The following is an 18,756-nucleotide window of genomic DNA, read 5'->3' on the forward strand; positions in this document are numbered from 1 at the left end:
AGCAATGATGTCATCGATGCCGGAAAAATGTACCGAACGGTTACTTTTGTAAACCGGACGCCGTCGCCGACGGGACGAAAGCGTTCGATTATCGGCGTCCGCTCACTCGCCTGCCGTCGGTTGCGTCGCGCCGCGGCCGCGCAGGGTCATGTCGGGCAGTGCCGAGGCCACCGCCAGGCCGAGCAGCGCCACCGCCGCGTTGACCAGGAAGAGCACCTTGAAGGCATCCGCGAGGACATGCTGGAGGATCACCCGGGCCGGCCCGCTGGCGGCGTCCAGGCTGCTCAGCAGGGCGCTCTCGGAAAAGCCCTGGTCGAGCCCGCCGCCGATCCGCAGGTGCTTGAGCAGGGCCAGCAGGATCGCCGACATCAGCGCCACCCCGACCGCCCCGCCGAGGGAGCGGAACAACGTCGCGTTGCTGGTGGCGACGCCGATGTGGCGTTGCTCCACGGCGTTCTGCGCGGCCACCAGGCTGGTCGGGAACTGGGTACCGATGGCGATCCCGGTGAGCAGCATGCACAGCCCGGACAGCCAGTGGTCGCCGACCGGGACCAGGGCCAGGCCGGCGATGCCGCAGGGCAACAGGACGGCGCCGAGCAGGATCAGCGGCTTGTAGCGTCCCAGGCTGGCGGTCAGCCGCCCGCAGCAGTACGCGCCCAGCGGCAGGCCCATGACCAGCGGCAGCAGATGCAGCGCGGCGCTGTCGGCGCCGGCGCCGGTAACGCTCTGGTAGCGCAGCGGTACCAGCACGGTCAGCGAGATGGCCTGGAAGCTGGCGAAGAACGCAACCAGCCAACTGAGGGTGGCGGCGCGGACGGCGAACAGTTGCATCGGCACCAGCGGTTCGCGGAAGCGCCGCTCCTGGGCGACGAACAGCAGCAGGGCGAGCGCCGCCAGGGCGAACAGGCCGAGCAGCGCAGGGTCGCTCCAGGCTGCGCCCTGGCCGATCTGGGTGATGGCCAGGAGCAGCGCGGTGAGGCCCACCACCATCAGCACGATGCCCAGGTAGTCGATCATCGGTTGCCGGCGCGGCACCGGCAGGCCGACCAGGGTTCGCCGCGAGATGGCCAGCGCGAGAAGGCCGATCGGCAGGTTGATCCAGAATACCCAGCGCCACGACAGGTACTCGGTGAGCAGGCCCCCGAGCACCGGGCCGGCGACGCTGGCGATGGCGTACATGCTGCTGAAGTAACCCTGGTAGCGGCCGCGCTCGCGCGGCGGGACGATGTCGCCGATGATCGCCTGGCTCACCGCCATCAGCCCGCCCGCGCCGATCCCCTGCAGCACTCGCGCCAGCACCAGTTGGCCCATGCTCTGCGCGAGCCCGCAAAGCAGCGAGGCGGCGGTGAACACGACGATGGCGAAGAGCATCAGACGGCGGCGGCCGTAGAGGTCGCCGAGCTTGCCGTAGATCGGCATCGATACGGTCATCGCCACCATGTAGGCCGAGATCACCCAGGCCAGCAGGTCGAGGTCGGCGTAGTCGGCCGAGATCGCCGGCAGGGAGACGGCGACGATGGTCTGGTCGAGGGCGCTGAGGAAGATCGACAGCATCAGGCCGGCGAGGACGGTACGGACGGCGGGCGGGTTCTGGGCGAGATCGGACAAGACGGCACCTGGGGCGGACGGAACGCGAAGGCAGCGGGCATCATACTGCGCCTGGGGTAGGACAGGTGCCGGGGAGAATCGATCCGTGGGCCGTCTTTCGTCGATATCCGCCTGCGCCAACGTTGCGTCCCGCCTTGGGAAAGGTGCCCCGGCGTTGCGCCGGGGTGGCGCGGCCTACTCGATTTCCTCGTAGGGCAGGCCGACATAGTTCTCGGCTATGGTCGCCAGGCCCGCCTCGGAGCCCAGGTAGTACTCCAGTTCGGTCTGCTGGATGCGCTGGCTGAACGCGTCGGTGTCGGGGAAGCGATGCAGCACCGAAGTCATCCACCAGGAGAAGCGTTCGGCCTTCCAGATCCGCCGCAGGCAGATTGCCGAGTAGCGTTCCAGCAGTTCGCCGCGCCCTTCGCGGTAGGCCTTCAGCAGCAGCCGGTAGAGCGTGCTGACGTCGCTGGCCGCCAGGTTCAGTCCCTTGGCGCCGGTGGGCGGCACGATGTGCGCGGCGTCGCCGGCGAGGAACAGCCGGCCATGCTGCATCGGCTCGACCACGAAGCTGCGCAGCGGCGCGATGCTCTTCTCCAGCGAAGGACCGGTCACCAGTTTCTCCGCCACCTCGGCCGGGAGGCGCGCTTTCAGTTCCGTCCAGAAGCGCTCGTCGGACCAGTCCTCGACCTTCTCTGTCAATGGCACCTGTACGTAGTAGCGGCTGCGGGTCGCCGAACGCTGGCTGCACAGGGCGAAGCCGCGCGGATGGTTGGCGTAGATCAGTTCGTGGCTGACCGGCGGGGTGTCGGCGAGCAGGCCGAGCCAGCCGAACGGATAGACCCGCTCGAAGACCTTCAGCCGTTCCGCCGGGATCGATTGCCGCGAGATGCCGTGGAAGCCATCGCAGCCGGCGATGTAGTCGCAATCCAGGCGCAGCCGTTCGCCGTCGCGTTCGAAGGTCACGTAGGGGCGCTCACCTTGCAGGTCGTGCAGGCGCACCTCGGCGGCCTGGTAGACGGTAGTGGCGCCGCAGGCTTCGCGGGCCTCCATGAGGTCGCGGGTGACCTCGGTCTGGCCGTAGACCATCACCGTCTTGCCGCCGCTCAGGCGCTTCAGGTCGATGCGCCGGCGCTGCCCGGCGAAGGCGATCTCCACGCCTTCGTGGACCAGCCCGTCGCGCGCCATGCGCCGGTCGACGCCGGCCTCGCGCAGCAGGTCGACCATACCCTGTTCCAGCACGCCGGCGCGGATGCGGCCGAGCACGTAGTCCGGGGTCTGGCGTTCGAGGATCACGTTGTCGATGCCGGCCTTGTGCAGCAACTGGCCGAGCAGGAGGCCGGACGGACCGGCGCCGATGATGGCGACTTGAGTCTTCATTGCGGATAGCCCTCTCGCTGTTATGGCTGGCCGGCGGCGCATGCGCCGGCGCTGATCTTGTCTGGAGGTGGCTGTATTTTTGTTTGCCGTGGAGTGCTATAGAAGGCAAATTGCCGATCTATTTCTGGACTTTTATAAAGTCTGTTCGGCAATCGGCCATTTCGCTCGGAGGGCTCGATGACGGATTCCATCCGCGACGTCCCGGTGTTCAAGCTCTACGGCGCTCCCCTCGAATGGCCGACCCCGGACCTGCTGCACTGCGAGTCGATCCCCGCCCGCAGTCGTCTGCACGACTGGGAGATCAAGCCGCACCGGCACGCCGATCTCGCTCAGTTGCTCTACGTGCGCAAGGGCTGGGCGCAGCTCCAGGTCGAGGGCGAGCCGACTCGCGTCGAGCAGCCTTCCATCCAGTTCGTACCGCCGTTGTGCATCCATGGCTTCCAGTTCTCCGAGCGCATCGACGGCTACGTGCTGACGCTCGCCGCACCGTTGCTGGCGCGCTTGCAGGCGCACCTCGGCGCGCAGCGCCAGGCGCTGGAGGCGCCGGGGTTGTACCCGGTGGGCGCGGACCGGCGCTATATCGACACGCTGTTCGACGCCATAGACGGTGAGTATGCTGGCGCAGCGCCAGCGCGCGAGCTGTTGTTGCAGTCGCTGATCGGCGTGCTGGCGGTATGGCTGGGGCGGCAGGTGATGGTCCGGCGGGCGGAGGCACGGCCGGGTCGTGGTCAGGAATACCTATCGGCCTTTTCGCAACTGGTCGAGCGGCATTTCCGCGAGCACCTGGGAATCGACGAGTACGCGCGTCGCCTGGGCATCTCCCCGGCACACCTGAACAGCGTGGCGCGCCGCCTCAGCGGGCAGACCGCACTGGGCATCGTGCACCAGCGCCTGCTGCTGGAGGCCAAGCGCGACCTGGTCTACACGGCGATGACGGTGAACGAGATCGCCGACCGCCTCGGCTTCAGCGAGCCGGCCTACTTCACCCGTTTCTTCAAGCGCCTGAGCGGCGTCTCGCCGAGCGCTTTCCGCAAGGGCGACTAGTGTTCGCGGCGCAACTGGACGATCTCCAGCGCGCGTCCCTCGTCATCACGCGGGCGTCGGCCGCTCTCGACGAAGCCGCAGCGCGCGTAGAACCCCAGCGCCTCGCGGTTGGCGGCGTAGACCTCGACTTCCAGCGCGCCCTTCAGGGTTGCCGCGTGCTCCACCAGTTGCCGGCCGATCCCGCGCCCGTGGGCCGTCGGGGCGACGAACAGGCCGCCGATGAAGGCATCGAGCAGGCCGATGAAGCCCAGCGGCGTATCGCCGTCCAGCGCCAGCCAGGTTTCCGAGGCATCCAGATAATGATCGCGAACCAGTGCCTTCTGCTTCTGCAACTCGGCTTCGCCGAGGAAACCGTGGCCGACGCGCGAGGCCTCCAGCCAGATGGCCAGGGTGGCATCGCGGTCGGCGGGAATGTAGCGGCGGATTTTCAGCGGAGAGGACATGGCGGCGGCTCGCAACGGGAACAGCCGCGGATTATCGCGTGAGCCGGCGGGAAAAGGGTAGGTCCGGCATGTACGCTTCAGTCGCCGCGGATGTACTGTTCCAGTTGCTGGATCAGCTCGGCCTGCTCGGCGATCGCCGCCTTGACCAGGTCGCCGATGGACAGCAGGCCGAGCAACTGGCCGTCTTCCACGACCGGCAGGTGGCGCAGGTGGCGATCGGTCATCAGGTTCATGCAGGTGTCGACGCTCTGCTTCGAGTCCACGCTGACCACCGGCGCGCTCATGATCGCGCTGATCGGCGTACCGATGGACGAACGGCCCTTGAGGACCATCTTGCGCGCATAGTCGCGCTCGCTGACCACCCCTACCACCTCGCCATGGTTCACCACCAGCAGCGCGCCGATGTTCTTTTCCGCCATCAGGCGCAGGGCGTCGAGCACCATCTCGTCCGCTCCGATGGTGTACACCTGCTGGTTCTGCTTGGCGTTCAACAGTTGTGCCACGGTTTTCATACGCGCCCCTCCGGAGCCGTTCTCACGTCCAGCAAGAATCGTAGACGGCGAGCGGATCGGCAAGCGGGGAAAACGGCATCGAACCGATTGAAAAACGTCATCATCGCTTTCCCGACGAAGGTAGGGCCCGCGCTATTAGTCTTTCCCTGCGGGGCTAGTGCAGCACCCGTGCGAGCCCTTCCGGCGACTGGCCGGTGACGTAGCAATGGCGGTGCCGGTCGAGGCTGAGCGGGTGGCCGGCGTCGGTCAGCAGCCTGGCGATGCCCTCGAGGTGTTCCTTGACGTTCACCTGGTATTCCTGCTCGGTCAACGGCACGACCCACAGCAGGTCGACCGGATGCGCCGACAGGGCGAAGCCGTCGAACAGGGAGGCATCCTCCTCCAGCGGCGCCGGGAGGAGAAGGAAGTGCCGCAGCAGGCTCTGCTCGTAGAGCGGGAAGCCGAACGCCACCGCATGTCCATGTCCCAGGGCGAGGCGCTCGTGGAATGGCAGGCCGGCGAGCCATTGCAGGTGGCGCAGGTCATCGCCGCCCAGTTCGTCGAGATAGCAGATCAGCTCGGCGGACCAGCGCGCCTTGCCCATGTAGGGCGCGAAATGCATCGGTGCCTGGCTCATCCCGGCGGTGATCACCACATGGTGCGGCCGCCGGGTGCTTTCCAGGCGATAAGCGAAGACCGCCATTTCCGGCGCCGCTACGCAGTGTCTCCAGAAGTCCCGGCAATCCAGGGTCATGGCGGGCGCACAACCGAAATGGGCGTCGTATTTCTCGCGCAGCCGGGCGATGTAGTCGTTCATCTTCGGTCCTCTGGACTTAGCGGGTGGGGCCGGACATGGGGCGCCGGGGGCGCGGCCGTTTCCATGCGAGGGCAGACCAGTGATGGCTGATCCTGGTTGCCGTTGGGTGACCAATGGAATGCGAACGGCGACTGCCGAGAAATCGGCTCGTTCCGAGAGAGGCGAGAGGCTTTCCTTCTTGGTGCGTAGGAAAGCGCTGAGGGCAGCTGAGGGTATCTGTCGGGAACGGAAAAAAGCCCGTCGGGAACGGGCGAAGAGGGAAGCTTACCAGGGCAGCGGGAAGTGGCCTTCCGCGCGCAGGTAGTCAGGATCGGGGGTGAACGGGTCGATCTTCTGCCGCTCGCTGCAACCCTGGCGTTCGCAGTCCCGCAGGCGCTGCAACGGCGAGCGGTCGTCGCGCTGGATGCGGATGCCTGTGACAGGCGCGCCTTCGGAAAGGCTGTAGCTGCGGCCGCTCTCGCAACCGGGCAGGGTCAGGCAAAGGCAGAGGAGCAGGGTGGTGTGCGGGTGTCGTGGCATTGCAGGTCGAATGGGCTTGCGAAGGCCGCCCATGCTATCAATCGGCCAGCAAATAGGGGGCCGGATGGACAGTCCATGACCGGGATGAGAGTTGCTTCGCAAACCCGGAGATGCCCTCGAAAGGCTATTGCCTCACGCGGGAAAGCCCGTCGAAGGCCCGCAGCAACTTGCCCAGGACGAGGGTCAGCGCCTCTTCTTCCGGGCCGGAGCCGAGACCCGCCAGCAGCCTTTCGTCGAGCCCTGCGACCTGTGCCAGGGCCTGCTCGAACACCGCCTGTGCCGCGGGGCTGCGGCGCACCAGCACGGCGCGACCGTCGTCCGGGTCCGGCAGGCGGCTGACCCAGCCGCGCCGCACCAGCCGTTCGATGGTCCGGCCCAGCGCGGTGCGGTCGGTCTGCGAGTGCTCGATGAGCACGCTCATCGGCACGTCACCGTCGAAGGCGTGGATGATCCGCAACGCACGCCATTCATGCAGCCCCAGTTCGAGAGGGGCAAGCAGGGCGGTGAGTTGCCGTTCGCGCTGGCGGACGATCTCCGTCATCAGGTACAGCGGGCCTTGGGGCAGCCCCAGTGCGTTCGTCTCGGTCATTGGCCCGGTCACCTTCCTCGATCCTCTTTCGCCAGGGCGGGGATTGTAGCGCTCAGGCGTCGGCGAATCCGTAGTCGCTCCAGCGTTCTTCGACTCGCCTGCGCAGCGCCGTCGGATAGGCGTGGCGGAACGACGCCGTAGCGGCACGCATTTGCCCGGCGAACTGTTCCGGGTACAGGCAGTTGATCACCAGCCGACCGCCGCTGCCTCGTGCCTTGTCCTCGGCATCGAGGTAGGGAACCATCGGGAAGTCACGGATCTGCGGGAAGGCGAAATGGTCGTGCAGCGGATGCGCGCGGGTCGCCAGCGCCCATACCACCTGGTCGATCTCGGTGACGTCGATGTCGTTGCCGACCAGGATCAGCTTCGGCACCAGGTGCCCGGCATGCGAGCCGAAGACGGTCTCGGCGACCCGTGCGGCGAAGGCCGCGGCGTCGGTGCCCAGGGCCGCCAGGCGCTGCACGTCGATCGACAGCACGGCCCAGCAGGTCGCCGCCTCGTAGGAGCACCAGACCATGTCCACCGGCAGTCCGGCGTTCTGCGCCACGTCCAGCAGTTGCGCGGAAATCATGGTGCCCCAGATGGTGTGGTTTTCCTCCGGTGGCGTGCCGGCGACGCAGATCGGCAGGATCGGCTGGTCGCGGAAGCTCAGCGCATGGACGTGGAACAGCGGCTGCGGCTTGCCGGTGGGGAAGGAATAGCCGTGGTATTCGCCCATCGGGCCTTCCAGCGCGGTTTCGTCGAGGCTGATCTCGCCCTCCAGGACGATCTCGGCATTGGCCGGAACCCACAGGCCGTTGGTCTGCGTGCGCACCACCTCCACCGGCTCGCCGACCAGGGCGCCCACGTAGCCGGCTTCGCTGACCCCCTCCGGCAACGGCATGCCGGCCGCCGCGAGTGCCGCTGGCGGTGCGCCGAGGGCCATCGCCCAGGGCGTTGGCTTGCCCTGGCGGCGCCACTGCTCGCGGATGATGCCGATGTGCTGAGTGGGAATGGTCGGACCCGCCAGGGTGTTGCGGTCCACCAGCATCAGCCGGCCCACCGACCAACTGTCCCAACTGCCGTCCGGCGTCTGTACCACGTGGAAACCGTAGGTGCCGAAATAGCGCCCGCCGTCCTGCTCATGGAGCAAGGGAACCGGGAAGCGGGTCAGGTCCACCTGCTCGCCGAGCCAGACGTTTTCCTGCACCGGCCCGCGCTCCAGCCGGCGCGGCGCGATCGGTTCCGCGCGCATCGCGGCGCGCAGCATGGCCACGATGTCCCGCGGCCCGCTGTGTTCCGGCAGGCCGAAATGCAGCGCCAGGCGCGAATGGGCGCGGGCCCTGTCGGCGCGCAGGCCGGCCGGCGCGCCCAGTACCCGCGCGCCGGGCAGGCTGTCGCGGATGTTGTGGAACAGCGGGGCGGGTGCGCGGCGTTCGTAGACCCGGCGGGTGATGGCGCCGATCTCCAGGTTGGCGTCGACCTCGGTGTGCACGTCCACCAGGTCACCCTGGCGACGCAGGTGGTCGACGAAGTGGCGGAAATCCAGGGCGCTGCGGTTCATCGGCTCGCCACTCCATATAAGTGCGTGTGCACGCATCCTATTGAATGGTTCCAGGCGAGGTCAAGAAGTGCTGCGCTCCGTTCCGGGGATTCGTCGGGCCGTCGTGGCACGCGGCAAACCCCGCAGTGGCCGCTCAACGCACCATATAGTCCATCTGCCATGGCCGCGGAATCACCAGTGCCAGCAACGCGAGAAGAGCCGCCAGCGCTGCGCTCGCCGCCATCGCCGCGAGGCCCAGTTGCTGTTCCAGTAGGGCGCCGAGCACCGCGCCGACGCACATGCCGCTCCAGGGCACCAGTTGCACCCGCCAGCCGTTGCGCCGCTCGCCCAGCAGCCAGCGGCCGAGGCCGCGGCCGAAGCGGGAGAGGGCGCCGGTGACGTAGGTCAGGCCGATGGGCAGGCCGTTGACCTGCTCGACCACGGCGTTGAGCATGCCCATGGCGAGGATCGCGGCGACCAGCGCCGGCACGTTCCAGTCGAATGGCCAGACCGCCGACAACGCCAGCAGCATCGCGCAGCAGACCAGGATCGGCGCCGCCCGGCGCCCGCTGAAGCGCGCCAGTATCACTCCCAGCGCGTTGCCGACGACGAAACTGGCCAGGGCGACGCTCAGCCGCACCAGCCCGCCGAAGTCGCCCTCGCCCAGCGATACCGCCAGGCGCGTGGTGTTGCCGCTCATGAAGGAAACGAAGTCGCCGGTGGCAAGGAAACCGATGGCGTCGGTCATGCCTGCCAGTACCGACAGCCCGGCCACCAGGCCGAGCCCGACACGCCCGCGCGTCCGCCGCAAACGAAGGCGCCGCGCGCTGCTACCCACCATGCTGTCTGGAAGCATCCGGAGAAACCACCCGCAGGAAGAGAAGGTCCGCCCCAGTGCGGACTCCCGATCTTAAGGCTCTCCCCAGGGAAAAGGCCAGGGGCGAGGCGGAGCGTCTGGGGCCGAAGATCCTGGGCAATCGGCAATGACAGTGCGGGGCGGGGCCTCAGATATCGAATACCGGTACCTGGTTTCCACCCAGTACCTCGATCTTGTCGGTCCGGTAGACCACCATCGCCTTGCTGCAGGTCACCGTGGAACGACCCTCTTTGCTGGCATTGAGATACACCGTGCCCTTGCCGGCGTAGACCGCTCTCGCGTTGGCGGCGATGCGCAGCTCGAGGGCCGCCGCTTCTCCGTCCTCGTCCCCGGCGAAGTCGCACCCGTAGAGGGCGATGGCCAGTTCCTTGCCGAACAGTTCGAGAAGGGTCGCACCAAAGGCCTGGGGCTCGACGAACTGCTTGCCCTGGACACGCCGGGCCATGACGTCCGCGGTGCTCTCGCCGTGGGGGTTGCCCAGCCAGAGTTGGCCAGCCGTGCCGTGGGTGGCGATGAGGATCGTATCGATGAAGTACTGTTCGCCGCTCTCCGCGGCAACCTTGCCTAGATCCCGAACCAACTGGGCGTAGTTGGTATCTGCCTTGATCGCGAAGGCCGGCTTGTAGAGCTTGTTCCGCGCATAGGCGACGACCGCCTCCGCGAAGGCGCTGCCGGAGTCGCCTCTCCGGATCTCCTGCTGGAAGTCGTGGTAGATGACCAGGACCGCCCCTTTCCTGACCGGGCCGCTGAGCCCTCCCTTGACGATGTCGAGGGCGAAACGGAAATTGGCGCTGAGCACCTGGGACGCATGGGTAGGAAAGGTATCCGTATCGGTCAGCAGTTCTACTTCGGTACCGACCAGCACCTCCTTTCGTTCGTCGCCCTCCGCCCAGGGCGTGTCGTCCACATCCGTTCCGTAGATCCTTGCGTCCAGGTCGACCTCGACGAGCGTACTCACTGTGAAGGGCACCAGAAGCTCTTCCGGGCCGAGTCGATTCTTGACCACGGCGCCCTTGCCTTGCTTGGCGATTTTCGTGACTACGCCATGCCATGAGCGCATCCTGTTGCTCCTGTGGGAGTCCTGGTAGGAACGGCATCCGAGCATGCAGAACTATAGACGTGAAACGGCCAGCCCCGAGGAACTATCCGCCGATCGACCCTTCATCTGGCCCCGGCCTTGAGTGCCATTCCCGGCCGGACAGGATCGGTTGCTCTGGTCTCTGTGGCGAGGGACAGGCGCTGCTCGGCGGAGCGGGTGGCGGCGAGGCAGGTCTGAAAGCAAAAAGCCCGCACAAGGCGGGCTTCTGGAACCCGGCGGGCCTCTAACCCGTTCTGTAACTAATTGAATTTATTTATATTTTTAATTTACAGAAAACGTTGGCATACAGGATGGCATACAAGCTGCCGGTTACTGGAAGGGATTTGATCATTTCTTGAGCTACCCGATAGGGGTAGGTATCAAAGACAGACAACCCTGCAAAAACCACAGTTAGAGGGAAAACGCGAGTCTGCGTACCCGTATAGGGTGGGGGCCATCGGAAGGACCCAGGAAAGTGGAGGCTGGGTTAGATCGGCAGCGGATCGACACGGAGCCGGGGCGGAGTTTCTCGCCGCTGAAGGCTTACCAACGCGGGGGAGAGGGGGCTAACTGATATCCCCTTTTTTTCGGTGTTATTGGTGTTCAAGGTGTTAGAAAAACGCTGGAGCCCAGTAATCACGAGGGCTCCTGCGATATAACACTTCAGAAAAATGACCAAACACCAAGTGTTATGAACACCGCTGGGGTTATGAGGCGGGGGCTTGAGTCAACCAGGCTTCATGCTCTGAGCAGTTGTTCTACACCAATCCCGGAACTGATCTCAGCGAGGTGGCGCTCCCCAAGGTACTTTGCTCCACCTGGGGCCATCAGGGGGAGATTGAACTCGGATAACCCGGATGACCGAGTCGTAGGAACGCTGGCTAGTCACTCGCGTCGGCGGATAAATGTTATCGATATGATGGGCCGGAAGCCTGGCCTGACTGGTATTTCTGTACGGCCCAGGGCCAAAAACCAGGCTTTGTACCGGCGCAACTCCCGCAGGGAGCAATATACATACCAATCTCTCTTGCTTGTATCGCAGCTTTACGTCTACTTTACTAGATAGACACTTGAGAGCTTGGACCTATAGAAAATAATCAGTAATAGAAGATGGGCAGTACACGAGGCGACCGAAAGCCAAGCGTAAGAGCTTTCAGAGACCGACAGTACAGAAAAGAAGAGAATTACCGCCGTCAAGAATAGTGCTGGCATAGTAAGCACAGCAGACAAGCCGGCAAATATATATCTAGAAAATAACGCATCAAACCTCAATACAAGTTTACCAATCAACACGCCAACAACCAACGCAAGCATAGAAATACTACCAAACAAAGTTAAAAAACCAACAAACATAGATTCAACGGGAACACCCGTGGTGTCATCGGGGTTGACGTTACCTTCCGAGAATCCAGAAAAGGATATTGCCGCACACAGGATAACCAGCAGAAATGTAAAAATCAGAAGAATGTCTTTTCTCATGAAACCATCCTCTTATGGTAAGAAGCACCCACGAGGGGTGCCTCTTCTGTTAAATTTAACCAGAAATATTAACAGGGATAGTACCCGGAATTCCAATGGGATAGGGAGTAGTGTCTTTAAATTTCTGACCCACTTCACGCCCTAAGCGAGTCATCCCTTCAGCCGTTTCGGTTCGATGATTTGAAGGATTAAAGTCATATACATCATCATATGCACGGATCTCTCCACGGAAGCTCCATTGGCCTGAGGTGGACTTAACAAGGGTGCCTGTCACTCGGAGCGTAATCTCTCCAACCGTGTTTCCAGCCACCCAACTATCCTTAGCAGTAGCGTATGGCACATTGAAATCCACAGTGGTTTGCCCCATTGGACTGCTCGTCAGAATCCCAATGAACTGAGGCATAGCCTTTACATTAGGTTTAATATTCAAACGTTCAATAGGGAAGTTCATTTTCTTACCTTTGCCCGTCAGGTAGTGAGCAAAAGCTGCCGCGGGCGTGTAGACCCCACCATTGAACGTATCGATTTTTGGGCGATCCCAGTTGGGTTCATCGACACCTACAGGAGCACGATAGTTGTGATTCTGCGCGCGATTCATTGCAGTGATCCTATCGTCACCTAGAGAATACTGATTGTAGTCTGCCTGAGGTAGGTCAAAGATGTCCCATATAAACTCGAAATTGGGCTGAGGAAGGCTTGGGTATCCATAAAGAGTCGTACCCCAGTTCGCCCACTGAGTCCACAGAGAAAGCAGAGGTTTCTCCCAGTCGCCATTTACATAAGCGACGTTCCGCTGGCCTTTAGAGATATAACCAATTTGTGCCGGATGGGGTGCAGGCCAGTTTGCGCCGTTATTCCCATAGTTGTAGGTGCCAAAACTGCCCTGACTAGCATATATTGTTGTGGTACCAAGATCCATTGCCATATACAGCTCCTAGATTTTTGCTTTTAACCAATGGCTGAACTGTGGGGGAAGGCCCACGAGATCTAGATAACTAGCTATGAGTAGGTTAGGCAATCTCAAAATGGCAAAAGACTTAAATACACCCCCAAGGAACGGCAATATACAGTCTACGCACCAGATGACCCTTGATCCTCAAGCATTCTAATAGCCCTGTTTTCAAGAATTGTGTGATTTATATGGTCTTTTCATGGAGATGGACTACCCCTGGGTACGATAGACATTGCTGGTCGAGCGAACAGGCCTACCAAGTCGGCCTGGCGGCCAGTGCCGGCGTCCTGCTCATCGCCCTAGCGAGATCCTGGTCAGGCCAACAAGGCGGTCGATGAGCGGAGGTGGCGGTCACGCTGGCGAGCCACACAAACAAAAAATGGCCTGTGTCAAGCCCCTGGCGAAAATCGCCAGGAAGCCAAAAGCTTGAACGACACGGGGAGTTAGCTCTACTTCAGGCCGCTTTGCAGTGCTGCGACTTGTAGTGGTCTACTAATCCACAGCACCAACCCACTGGAGAGGCCGAACGCTGAGATCAAACGACGCACCGACGTGGTAGGGATCTTCTGACCTGCACCCCGATTTCAGTACCACGTCAAACTTAGTAGAGTCCGTTTTCCGAGCAGGAGACGGCAGTGAAAAAGCGTTTTACCGAAGAGCAGACTCTCGACCTCCTCAAGCAGGCGGAGGCCGGTGTGCCGGTGAAGGAACTGTGTCGCCGACACGGCTTCAGTGATGCCTCGTTCTACACCTGGCGGGCCAAGTTTGGCGGTATGACCGTGGCGGACGCCAAACGGTTGAAGGATCTTGAACTGGAAAACAGCCGATTGAAGAAGTTGCTCGCCGAGGCCCACCTCGACATCGAGTCGCTAGTCGCTAAAAGTGGTCGCCCGGGGAAAAGGGTAAGCCCGACAGCACGGCGGGAGGCGGTGCAGGAGATGCAGGCGCGAACCGGCATCTCCGAGCGTCGTGCCTGTCAGTTGATCGGGCTGTTCCGCTCGGTGTTGCGCTACCAGCCGCGAGCCAGTGTGCAAAACACCGAGCTGCAAGCCCAACTGGTGGAACTGGCCCAAGAGCGCCGACGCTTTGGCTATCGCCGCCTGCACATCCTGCTGCGGCGTGCTGGCGTGCAGGTCAACCACAAGCGGATCTATCGCCTGTACCGCGCTGCCGGCTTGATGGTGAAACGGCGGCGGCGCCGCCATGGCGTCGCGGTGGAGCGCGAACGTCTGAGTTTGCCGAGCGCACCAAACCAGGTTTGGTCGATGGACTTCGTCTTCGATGCACTGAGCACCGGGCGGCGGATCAAATGCCTGACGGTGGTCGATGACTTCACCAAGGAGTCGGTCGGCATCCTGGTGGAGCACGGTATCAGCGGCTTTCGCGTCACACGGGCGCTGGACGAGATGGCGCGGTTTCGCGGCTACCCGAAAGCGATCCGCACCGACCAAGGGCCCGAGCTCACCGGCAAGGCACTCGATCAATGGGCCTATCAGCGCGACATCAAGCTGAAGCTGATTCAGCCTGGTAAGCCCACGCAGAATGCCTTCATCGAGTCGTTCAACGGTAAGTTCCGGGACGAATGCCTCAATGAGCACTGGTTCTGTTCGCTGGCCGAAGCGAGAATCCGCATCGCGGCCTGGCGGCGGGATTACAACGAACACCGACCGCACAGCGCGATTGGCAATCTCACCCCGGCAGAATTTGCTGCAAGTTGGCGAACTCGCCAGCAGCAGCTGAAGCAGGAAAAATTAATATCAACCCCAGGGCCTGCTAACTAGGCAGCGGTACTAAAACTGGGGGCAGGTCAACACTATGCTGGGAGAGTAGAAGGCAAGCCCGTAGTCTATCTCTCTGGCTTGCCTTTTGTCTGCTCGGATTTTTATTCGCTCTCAATCTCCAGATTGATTTTGAAAGTTGAGAAAGAGTTACTGCCCTCCTTGAGCGATGAGGTAATTGCTGCCCCTAGTTTTGGGTTAAGTTCGGTTGCAGAGAACTCTGATTTCTTATTGCACGGTTTCACTATGGGGGAACCGGAGTTTTCTGTGGTTTTGTCGTACCAGAAGCACTCCATTCCACTCACGCTGTCAGTCGTTTCGAGCCAGAATATTAGTGGGAATAGCGGAAGAGCAAATTCGCTTTCGGTCTCAGTTAGGACTGCTAGTGTTCTTGGCTTCTGCTTGCTACTTTCAAAGGCATGTGATTTGGTAAACGGAGGGACGTCGTGGGCGACTTTGAAAACTCCAGTGAATTTGTCATCTTCAAATGGTTTTTGCTCCATGTCTGTCATGTAGCCGAATAGCTTTCCTCGCATTAGTTTTGTGCAGCAGCTGATCACTAAGGAAAGATGGCTATGGTAGTCGAACGCATTATCCTCAAGCTTTTCGTGCTTGTGATTGTTAAATTCAGATATCGCTCTTTCAAGTAAGGTGTCGTTCTTTTCTAGGAATGACCTTATTGGTTTTGAAAATTTTGCAGAGTTACCTAGGGCCTCTATTGACTGTTTTAGTACTGACTTAAGTGGCCCCATGGAGCGATGTTGGAAGTTTTTAAATATTCTTCCTGCTTTTTTATTGGAGTACAGCTCGGCCACTGTGACATAGGTCATGAATGCTAATGCGGCCTCAAATGCTTCACGTGCAACCGTAGCTGATGTGGTGGTGTTCTTCACATCAAGATACTTTCTCAGAGGATAGGCTACAGGGTATGGCAGATAGCTTATGGAGTCACTGAGGCTAGTCCACGTGGGGTCGTTTGAGCGTGCAGCAGTGATCTTAACTTGATCTTGTGTTAGAAGGCACAGAGAGGAGCAGCTTGTGCCAAAGTCGAATCCAATATAGTTCTTGGGTGATGATGTACTTGTAATGCCCGTTGTCATGTCTATGGCGAATGGCCTGCCTTCGACAGTGGCTCCTTCTACGCCATTTTCTTTGTTAGGCATCTTATATATGAAAGAAGGATATACGGTTCCATCTTCCTTTATTAGCAAGTCAACTGTTATGTATGAGTCAAACTGCTTGTTATCTCTGGTGTAAATAACTTGATTTTCGCTATTGTATACTTCGTTATCTTCAGTTAGTCCTGAGTCGCTTGGCTTTGAGAATACATATGTTAGTTTGCTTTTTGGTGGCTTTGATAGGCGGATTTTCCATTGCAGGTGTTCGTTTATAAAGTTGTGGAGGGCTTGCGCGGAGGGCATTAAGTCTCCGGGTTTGACTCCATTCATATCTATCTTTTCGCCAACGGACGAGAAGTTTCTAGTCTGTTCTGATTCTTCTTCGTCTGGCTTCAGGGATAGCTTTAACGGGTTGTAGGTTACAGAGACAAATTCGCTTTCTTGTTCATAGAACCTTCTCGCGCATTCAATTGCTAATCCATTTGCTACAACCTCTTGGAACGACTGAGATATAGGAACCGGAGTTGCGCCTTCAAGTTCGTCAGAAAAGTCACGGTCAAGAAACTCCATTAACCATCGAATGTTGGAGGAACCTCCGGATATTAGTGTTACTGTTATTGATTTGCCATTTAGTTTCTCTTCAGCGGTCCTGAATACTCTCCCGATCGTCCGCTTTAGATGATTTTCCCATACTTCATTTTCAAATATTTTTCTAAACTGGTGCGCAAAGAATTCATCATCGACCCATTTTGTAGCATCGTCAAATGGGTTGATTGGTGTCTTGATAGCTGTTCGTTCGTAGGCTTCACTGTTAAGTGACCAGTTCTTTATTGTTGAGGTGAGATTGATTTTGTATTTTTCGACTTCTCGTTCTAATATTTTGAAGTTTTCTATGAACTTGGTTTTCTTTTCGCCGAGTGCGGAATAGTTTAGCTCTCCGTTTTTTACTCTTTTGTAGCTGCTGATGCATTGGTCGGCTTCTTTTCTCTTTCCTCCCTCTAGATTCCTTTTTATTAGGTACTCGGCTATATGGAAGTTTATTTCAAATCCGCCTACTGCGCAGGAGTCAGCTGCCAATGGTTTAGAGTGTTTCCCGGTTAAACTTATGTCTCCTTGGCTAGTTGATTCAATTACGCAGGCGTCAAATGTTCCACCTCCGAAATCAAGAACAAGGGCTATGTGCTTGCTTTTATCTTGTAAATTCGGGATCCGCTGGCCGTAGCGGTAGTATTGATAGACTGCGAAAGGTTCAGGGAGGAAATCTACTTCCTCATAGCGATTCAGTATGCGCCGAATGTTTTCTCGATAGTTCTGCATCCAAGTTTTTGTGTGCTTCTCCTCCTTGTTGGAGAAGCTTAGGGGTTCGGCAACAAGTATTTTGGCTGGGATCTTATGTTGCGCGGAAGTTTCATTTTTTATTTCTTCTTCTAGATCTTTTAGAATTGAGTTCATGAAGGTCTGTGACAGGTCAAAGGCGCTTCTATCTTCACCATCATTTGAAGGGGCTAATTTTCCTTTTAATGTGCCTGGAGTATGTTCTCCTAGGTTTATTTTGAAATTGTCATTGATTATAAGTCCTTCGCCTTTCTGTAAGGCGGAGTTGCCTATATGGTGAACTTCTGGGCTTTCATAGAAAATTGCAGTGGGGATGTAGCTTTCTTCGCCAACCGAATATGGCTGGATACTTGTAATCCAAAGATTTTTTGTTTGCGACTCTGCCATAATAAGCATGCTCCCTGCTGTGTTAAGCCGGCTTGACTCAAGGGCCACTCGTTCTAGGCGAGGCACAGCCTAGAAGAAGGCCTGATGTTATGTAGCCATAACATGTTGGCCAACCGCAAGGAGCGTGGGCGTGCACCTTTGATTCATCGGAAGGCGTAAGGTGCGGCAGGTTTATAGATGGTGTGGGTTGGTGTGTGCTTAGGAATGAGGTAATTCAGAAGGCGGGGGATTGGAAGGGGAAGGAGGAATTGATCCTGCTAAGCGGCACTGTTGGCATATCTTGCCAGTCAGCGTAAAGGCTCAGTAGGTCTCATAGAGATGGCTAACGTAGGTCCCGCAGACTTTTCGGCCAATTTTGGCACTGGCCAACCTTGCCTCTTGTTCAGTTAGGCAGGATTTCGTGACGGTCGTCTCGGCTCGGGGGGGCTTTGCGGCAAATTGAGTTCTGTCGTGACGCGCACTTGCCGTCCGGTCTAGGATCGGTCAAGAAGATATGAACCTCTTCGGTGTCATTTCTCTTGCGCGCAAGCTATACATGATCGCCATCTAGGCCACCTTGCGAGTGAGACAGCTACAAGCCCTGGTCTCGCTGGTGCTGTCATCCTGCTGTCACGAGCTTGGGCTTCGCTAGGCGATTTCTCACCAAAGCCGCATGAAATCTGGCGCATCCGGCGGGATTCGAACCCACGACCCCTGCCTTCGGAGGGCAGTACTCTATCCAGCTGAGCTACGGATGCAGCGCCGCGGCTCGCGCGGCAGGCCGCAATCATACGCATCTCGTCGGCGGGAGTCCATTCCATGTGCGTACGTTCGTGATTTCGAACGGAAACGACCGTCCGTCGAGGATGTGCTCAGAAAAGCAGCAGAATATTCCGACTTTCGTTGATTTTATCGAACGGGGTATTGCCCTTTGTCAGTGGTGGCCCTAGGATTCGTTTGAGATTTCAAACGCCCCCAAAGCCACAACAACAGGAGACCGGGGAATTGGCATCAGTTCAGCCGGCCGCGTGCCCCTGGAATGACCTCTTTCTGACCTGCCCGTCGCTCGTCCGGCCTTTCGCGCTGCCGGGCCGCCGTGGTGCCGGCGTGGCGTTTCGTCCGCAATCCCTTTCCCGCACGAGTCTTTCGTATCCTCCCCGACGCCTGTCGGCGGTCGCGTTCGTCCGCGTCCGCCCGTTGCGCACGGTGGCCGGCCGGTAACGGCGACGCCGCTGGCACAGGGCGCAGGAAATGGAACACCGGGGCGCTGGCCCTTTCGAATAACCAGCAGGCAACACTTTCCGGTTACAACCGAACCAGACAACCAGGCACGCGGGGTAGTCGAGGTAGACCCGCTGCTCACGGCATTCCTCGAAGGAGA

General features: G+C 59.7%; 15 protein-coding genes, 1 tRNA gene and 1 pseudogene. 3 read left to right on the forward strand and 14 right to left on the reverse strand.

Going from position 1 to position 18,756, the window contains the following annotated elements; all coding sequences use genetic code 11:
• Positions 1-102: 102 nt before the first annotated feature.
• Both AT700_RS01220 and pobA read right to left on the reverse strand, forming a co-directional pair.
• Positions 103-1,608 (reverse strand): MDR family MFS transporter, encoded by a 1,506-nt coding sequence (locus AT700_RS01220; RefSeq protein ID WP_023085725.1) that lies wholly within the window; start codon positions 1,606-1,608, stop codon positions 103-105.
• 174 nt (positions 1,609-1,782) lie between these two features.
• Positions 1,783-2,967, reverse strand: coding sequence for a 4-hydroxybenzoate 3-monooxygenase (gene pobA / locus AT700_RS01225; protein WP_003118117.1), 1,185 nt, complete (start codon positions 2,965-2,967; stop codon positions 1,783-1,785).
• Between the two features lie 177 nt (positions 2,968-3,144).
• Between pobA and AT700_RS01230 the strand changes: the two genes are divergently transcribed.
• Positions 3,145-4,011: a helix-turn-helix domain-containing protein gene (locus AT700_RS01230; protein WP_003123837.1), complete on the forward strand. Its 867-nt coding sequence runs from the start codon at positions 3,145-3,147 to the stop codon at positions 4,009-4,011.
• Here AT700_RS01230 and AT700_RS01235 read toward each other — a convergent pair.
• The 10 genes from AT700_RS01235 to paeM form a co-directional block, all read right to left on the reverse strand.
• Entirely contained in the window at positions 4,008-4,454 is a 447-nt protein-coding gene (locus AT700_RS01235) for a GNAT family N-acetyltransferase (protein WP_023090236.1), read from the reverse strand. The two genes, AT700_RS01230 and AT700_RS01235, sit on opposite strands and share 4 nt — an antisense overlap.
• Positions 4,455-4,531: 77 nt before the next feature.
• Positions 4,532-4,966: a CBS domain-containing protein gene (locus tag AT700_RS01240; protein ID WP_003112686.1), complete on the reverse strand. Its 435-nt coding sequence runs from the start codon at positions 4,964-4,966 to the stop codon at positions 4,532-4,534.
• Positions 4,967-5,120: 154 nt separating this feature from the next.
• Complete coding sequence (locus AT700_RS01245) at positions 5,121-5,762, reverse strand: suppressor of fused domain protein (protein ID WP_003118118.1); 642 nt, start codon at positions 5,760-5,762, stop codon at positions 5,121-5,123.
• 264 nt (positions 5,763-6,026) lie between these two features.
• Positions 6,027-6,314, reverse strand: coding sequence for a hypothetical protein (locus AT700_RS01250; protein WP_003123838.1), 288 nt, complete (start codon positions 6,312-6,314; stop codon positions 6,027-6,029).
• Positions 6,315-6,405: 91 nt separating this feature from the next.
• Positions 6,406-6,882, reverse strand: a complete 477-nt coding sequence (locus tag AT700_RS01255) for a MarR family winged helix-turn-helix transcriptional regulator (protein ID WP_003121665.1) — start codon at positions 6,880-6,882, stop codon at positions 6,406-6,408.
• Positions 6,883-6,922: 40 nt separating this feature from the next.
• On the reverse strand, positions 6,923-8,413 hold the full coding sequence (gene hudA, locus AT700_RS01260) for a UbiD family decarboxylase HudA (protein ID WP_023086787.1): 1,491 nt from the start codon (positions 8,411-8,413) through the stop codon (positions 6,923-6,925).
• A gap of 133 nt (positions 8,414-8,546) precedes the next feature.
• Complete coding sequence (locus AT700_RS01265) at positions 8,547-9,233, reverse strand: YoaK family protein (RefSeq protein WP_003106170.1); 687 nt, start codon at positions 9,231-9,233, stop codon at positions 8,547-8,549.
• A 163-nt stretch (positions 9,234-9,396) separates the two neighbouring features.
• The gene (locus tag AT700_RS01270; protein WP_003106171.1) at positions 9,397-10,329 is read right to left on the reverse strand and encodes a hypothetical protein; all 933 of its coding nucleotides are present in this window, start codon (positions 10,327-10,329) and stop codon (positions 9,397-9,399) included.
• A 1,068-nt stretch (positions 10,330-11,397) separates the two neighbouring features.
• The gene (locus AT700_RS30080; protein WP_139373601.1) at positions 11,398-11,826 is read right to left on the reverse strand and encodes a hypothetical protein; all 429 of its coding nucleotides are present in this window, start codon (positions 11,824-11,826) and stop codon (positions 11,398-11,400) included.
• A gap of 55 nt (positions 11,827-11,881) precedes the next feature.
• A complete protein-coding gene (paeM, locus tag AT700_RS29040; protein WP_078801586.1) occupies positions 11,882-12,751 on the reverse strand; it encodes a lipid II-degrading bacteriocin PaeM in 870 nt (289 codons plus the stop codon).
• 522 nt (positions 12,752-13,273) lie between these two features.
• Here paeM and AT700_RS30085 point away from each other — a divergent pair.
• Positions 13,274-13,345: pseudogene (locus AT700_RS30085) on the forward strand (transposase); the annotation flags it as partial.
• 68 nt (positions 13,346-13,413) lie between these two features.
• Positions 13,414-14,559 carry an IS3 family transposase gene (locus AT700_RS01275; RefSeq protein WP_079454999.1) on the forward strand — a complete coding sequence of 382 codons (1,146 nt, stop codon included), beginning with the start codon at positions 13,414-13,416 and terminating at the stop codon, positions 14,557-14,559.
• A gap of 101 nt (positions 14,560-14,660) precedes the next feature.
• Here the strand turns inward: AT700_RS01275 and AT700_RS30090 are convergent, their stop codons facing one another.
• Both AT700_RS30090 and AT700_RS01280 read right to left on the reverse strand, forming a co-directional pair.
• Positions 14,661-17,396, reverse strand: a complete 2,736-nt coding sequence (locus tag AT700_RS30090; RefSeq protein WP_139373599.1) for a hypothetical protein — start codon at positions 17,394-17,396, stop codon at positions 14,661-14,663.
• A gap of 660 nt (positions 17,397-18,056) precedes the next feature.
• A tRNA-Arg gene (locus tag AT700_RS01280) sits at positions 18,057-18,133 on the reverse strand.
• Positions 18,134-18,756: the final 623 nt, after the last annotated feature.

It is taken from the genome of Pseudomonas aeruginosa, assembly GCF_001457615.1.
GTDB classification, from domain to species: Bacteria; Pseudomonadota; Gammaproteobacteria; order Pseudomonadales; family Pseudomonadaceae; genus Pseudomonas; species Pseudomonas aeruginosa.

Excerpts from the sequence above, each read along its gene's own strand:
- AT700_RS01265 (WP_003106170.1), bottom strand. The coding sequence starts at position 9,233 with ATGGTGGGTAGCAGCGCGCGGCGCCTTCGTTTGCGGCGGACGCGCGGG.
- AT700_RS01240 (WP_003112686.1), bottom strand. The coding sequence starts at position 4,966 with ATGAAAACCGTGGCACAACTGTTGAACGCCAAGCAGAACCAGCAGGTG.
- AT700_RS01250 (WP_003123838.1), bottom strand. The coding sequence starts at position 6,314 with ATGGGCGGCCTTCGCAAGCCCATTCGACCTGCAATGCCACGACACCCG.
- pobA (WP_003118117.1), bottom strand. The coding sequence starts at position 2,967 with ATGAAGACTCAAGTCGCCATCATCGGCGCCGGTCCGTCCGGCCTCCTG.
- AT700_RS01235 (WP_023090236.1), bottom strand. The coding sequence starts at position 4,454 with ATGTCCTCTCCGCTGAAAATCCGCCGCTACATTCCCGCCGACCGCGAT.
- AT700_RS01245 (WP_003118118.1), bottom strand. The coding sequence starts at position 5,762 with ATGAACGACTACATCGCCCGGCTGCGCGAGAAATACGACGCCCATTTC.
- AT700_RS30080 (WP_139373601.1), bottom strand. The coding sequence starts at position 11,826 with ATGAGAAAAGACATTCTTCTGATTTTTACATTTCTGCTGGTTATCCTG.
- hudA (WP_023086787.1), bottom strand. The coding sequence starts at position 8,413 with ATGAACCGCAGCGCCCTGGATTTCCGCCACTTCGTCGACCACCTGCGT.
- AT700_RS01230 (WP_003123837.1), top strand. The coding sequence starts at position 3,145 with ATGACGGATTCCATCCGCGACGTCCCGGTGTTCAAGCTCTACGGCGCT.
- paeM (WP_078801586.1), bottom strand. The coding sequence starts at position 12,751 with ATGGCAATGGATCTTGGTACCACAACAATATATGCTAGTCAGGGCAGT.
- AT700_RS01270 (WP_003106171.1), bottom strand. The coding sequence starts at position 10,329 with ATGCGCTCATGGCATGGCGTAGTCACGAAAATCGCCAAGCAAGGCAAG.
- AT700_RS30090 (WP_139373599.1), bottom strand. The coding sequence starts at position 17,396 with ATGGCAGAGTCGCAAACAAAAAATCTTTGGATTACAAGTATCCAGCCA.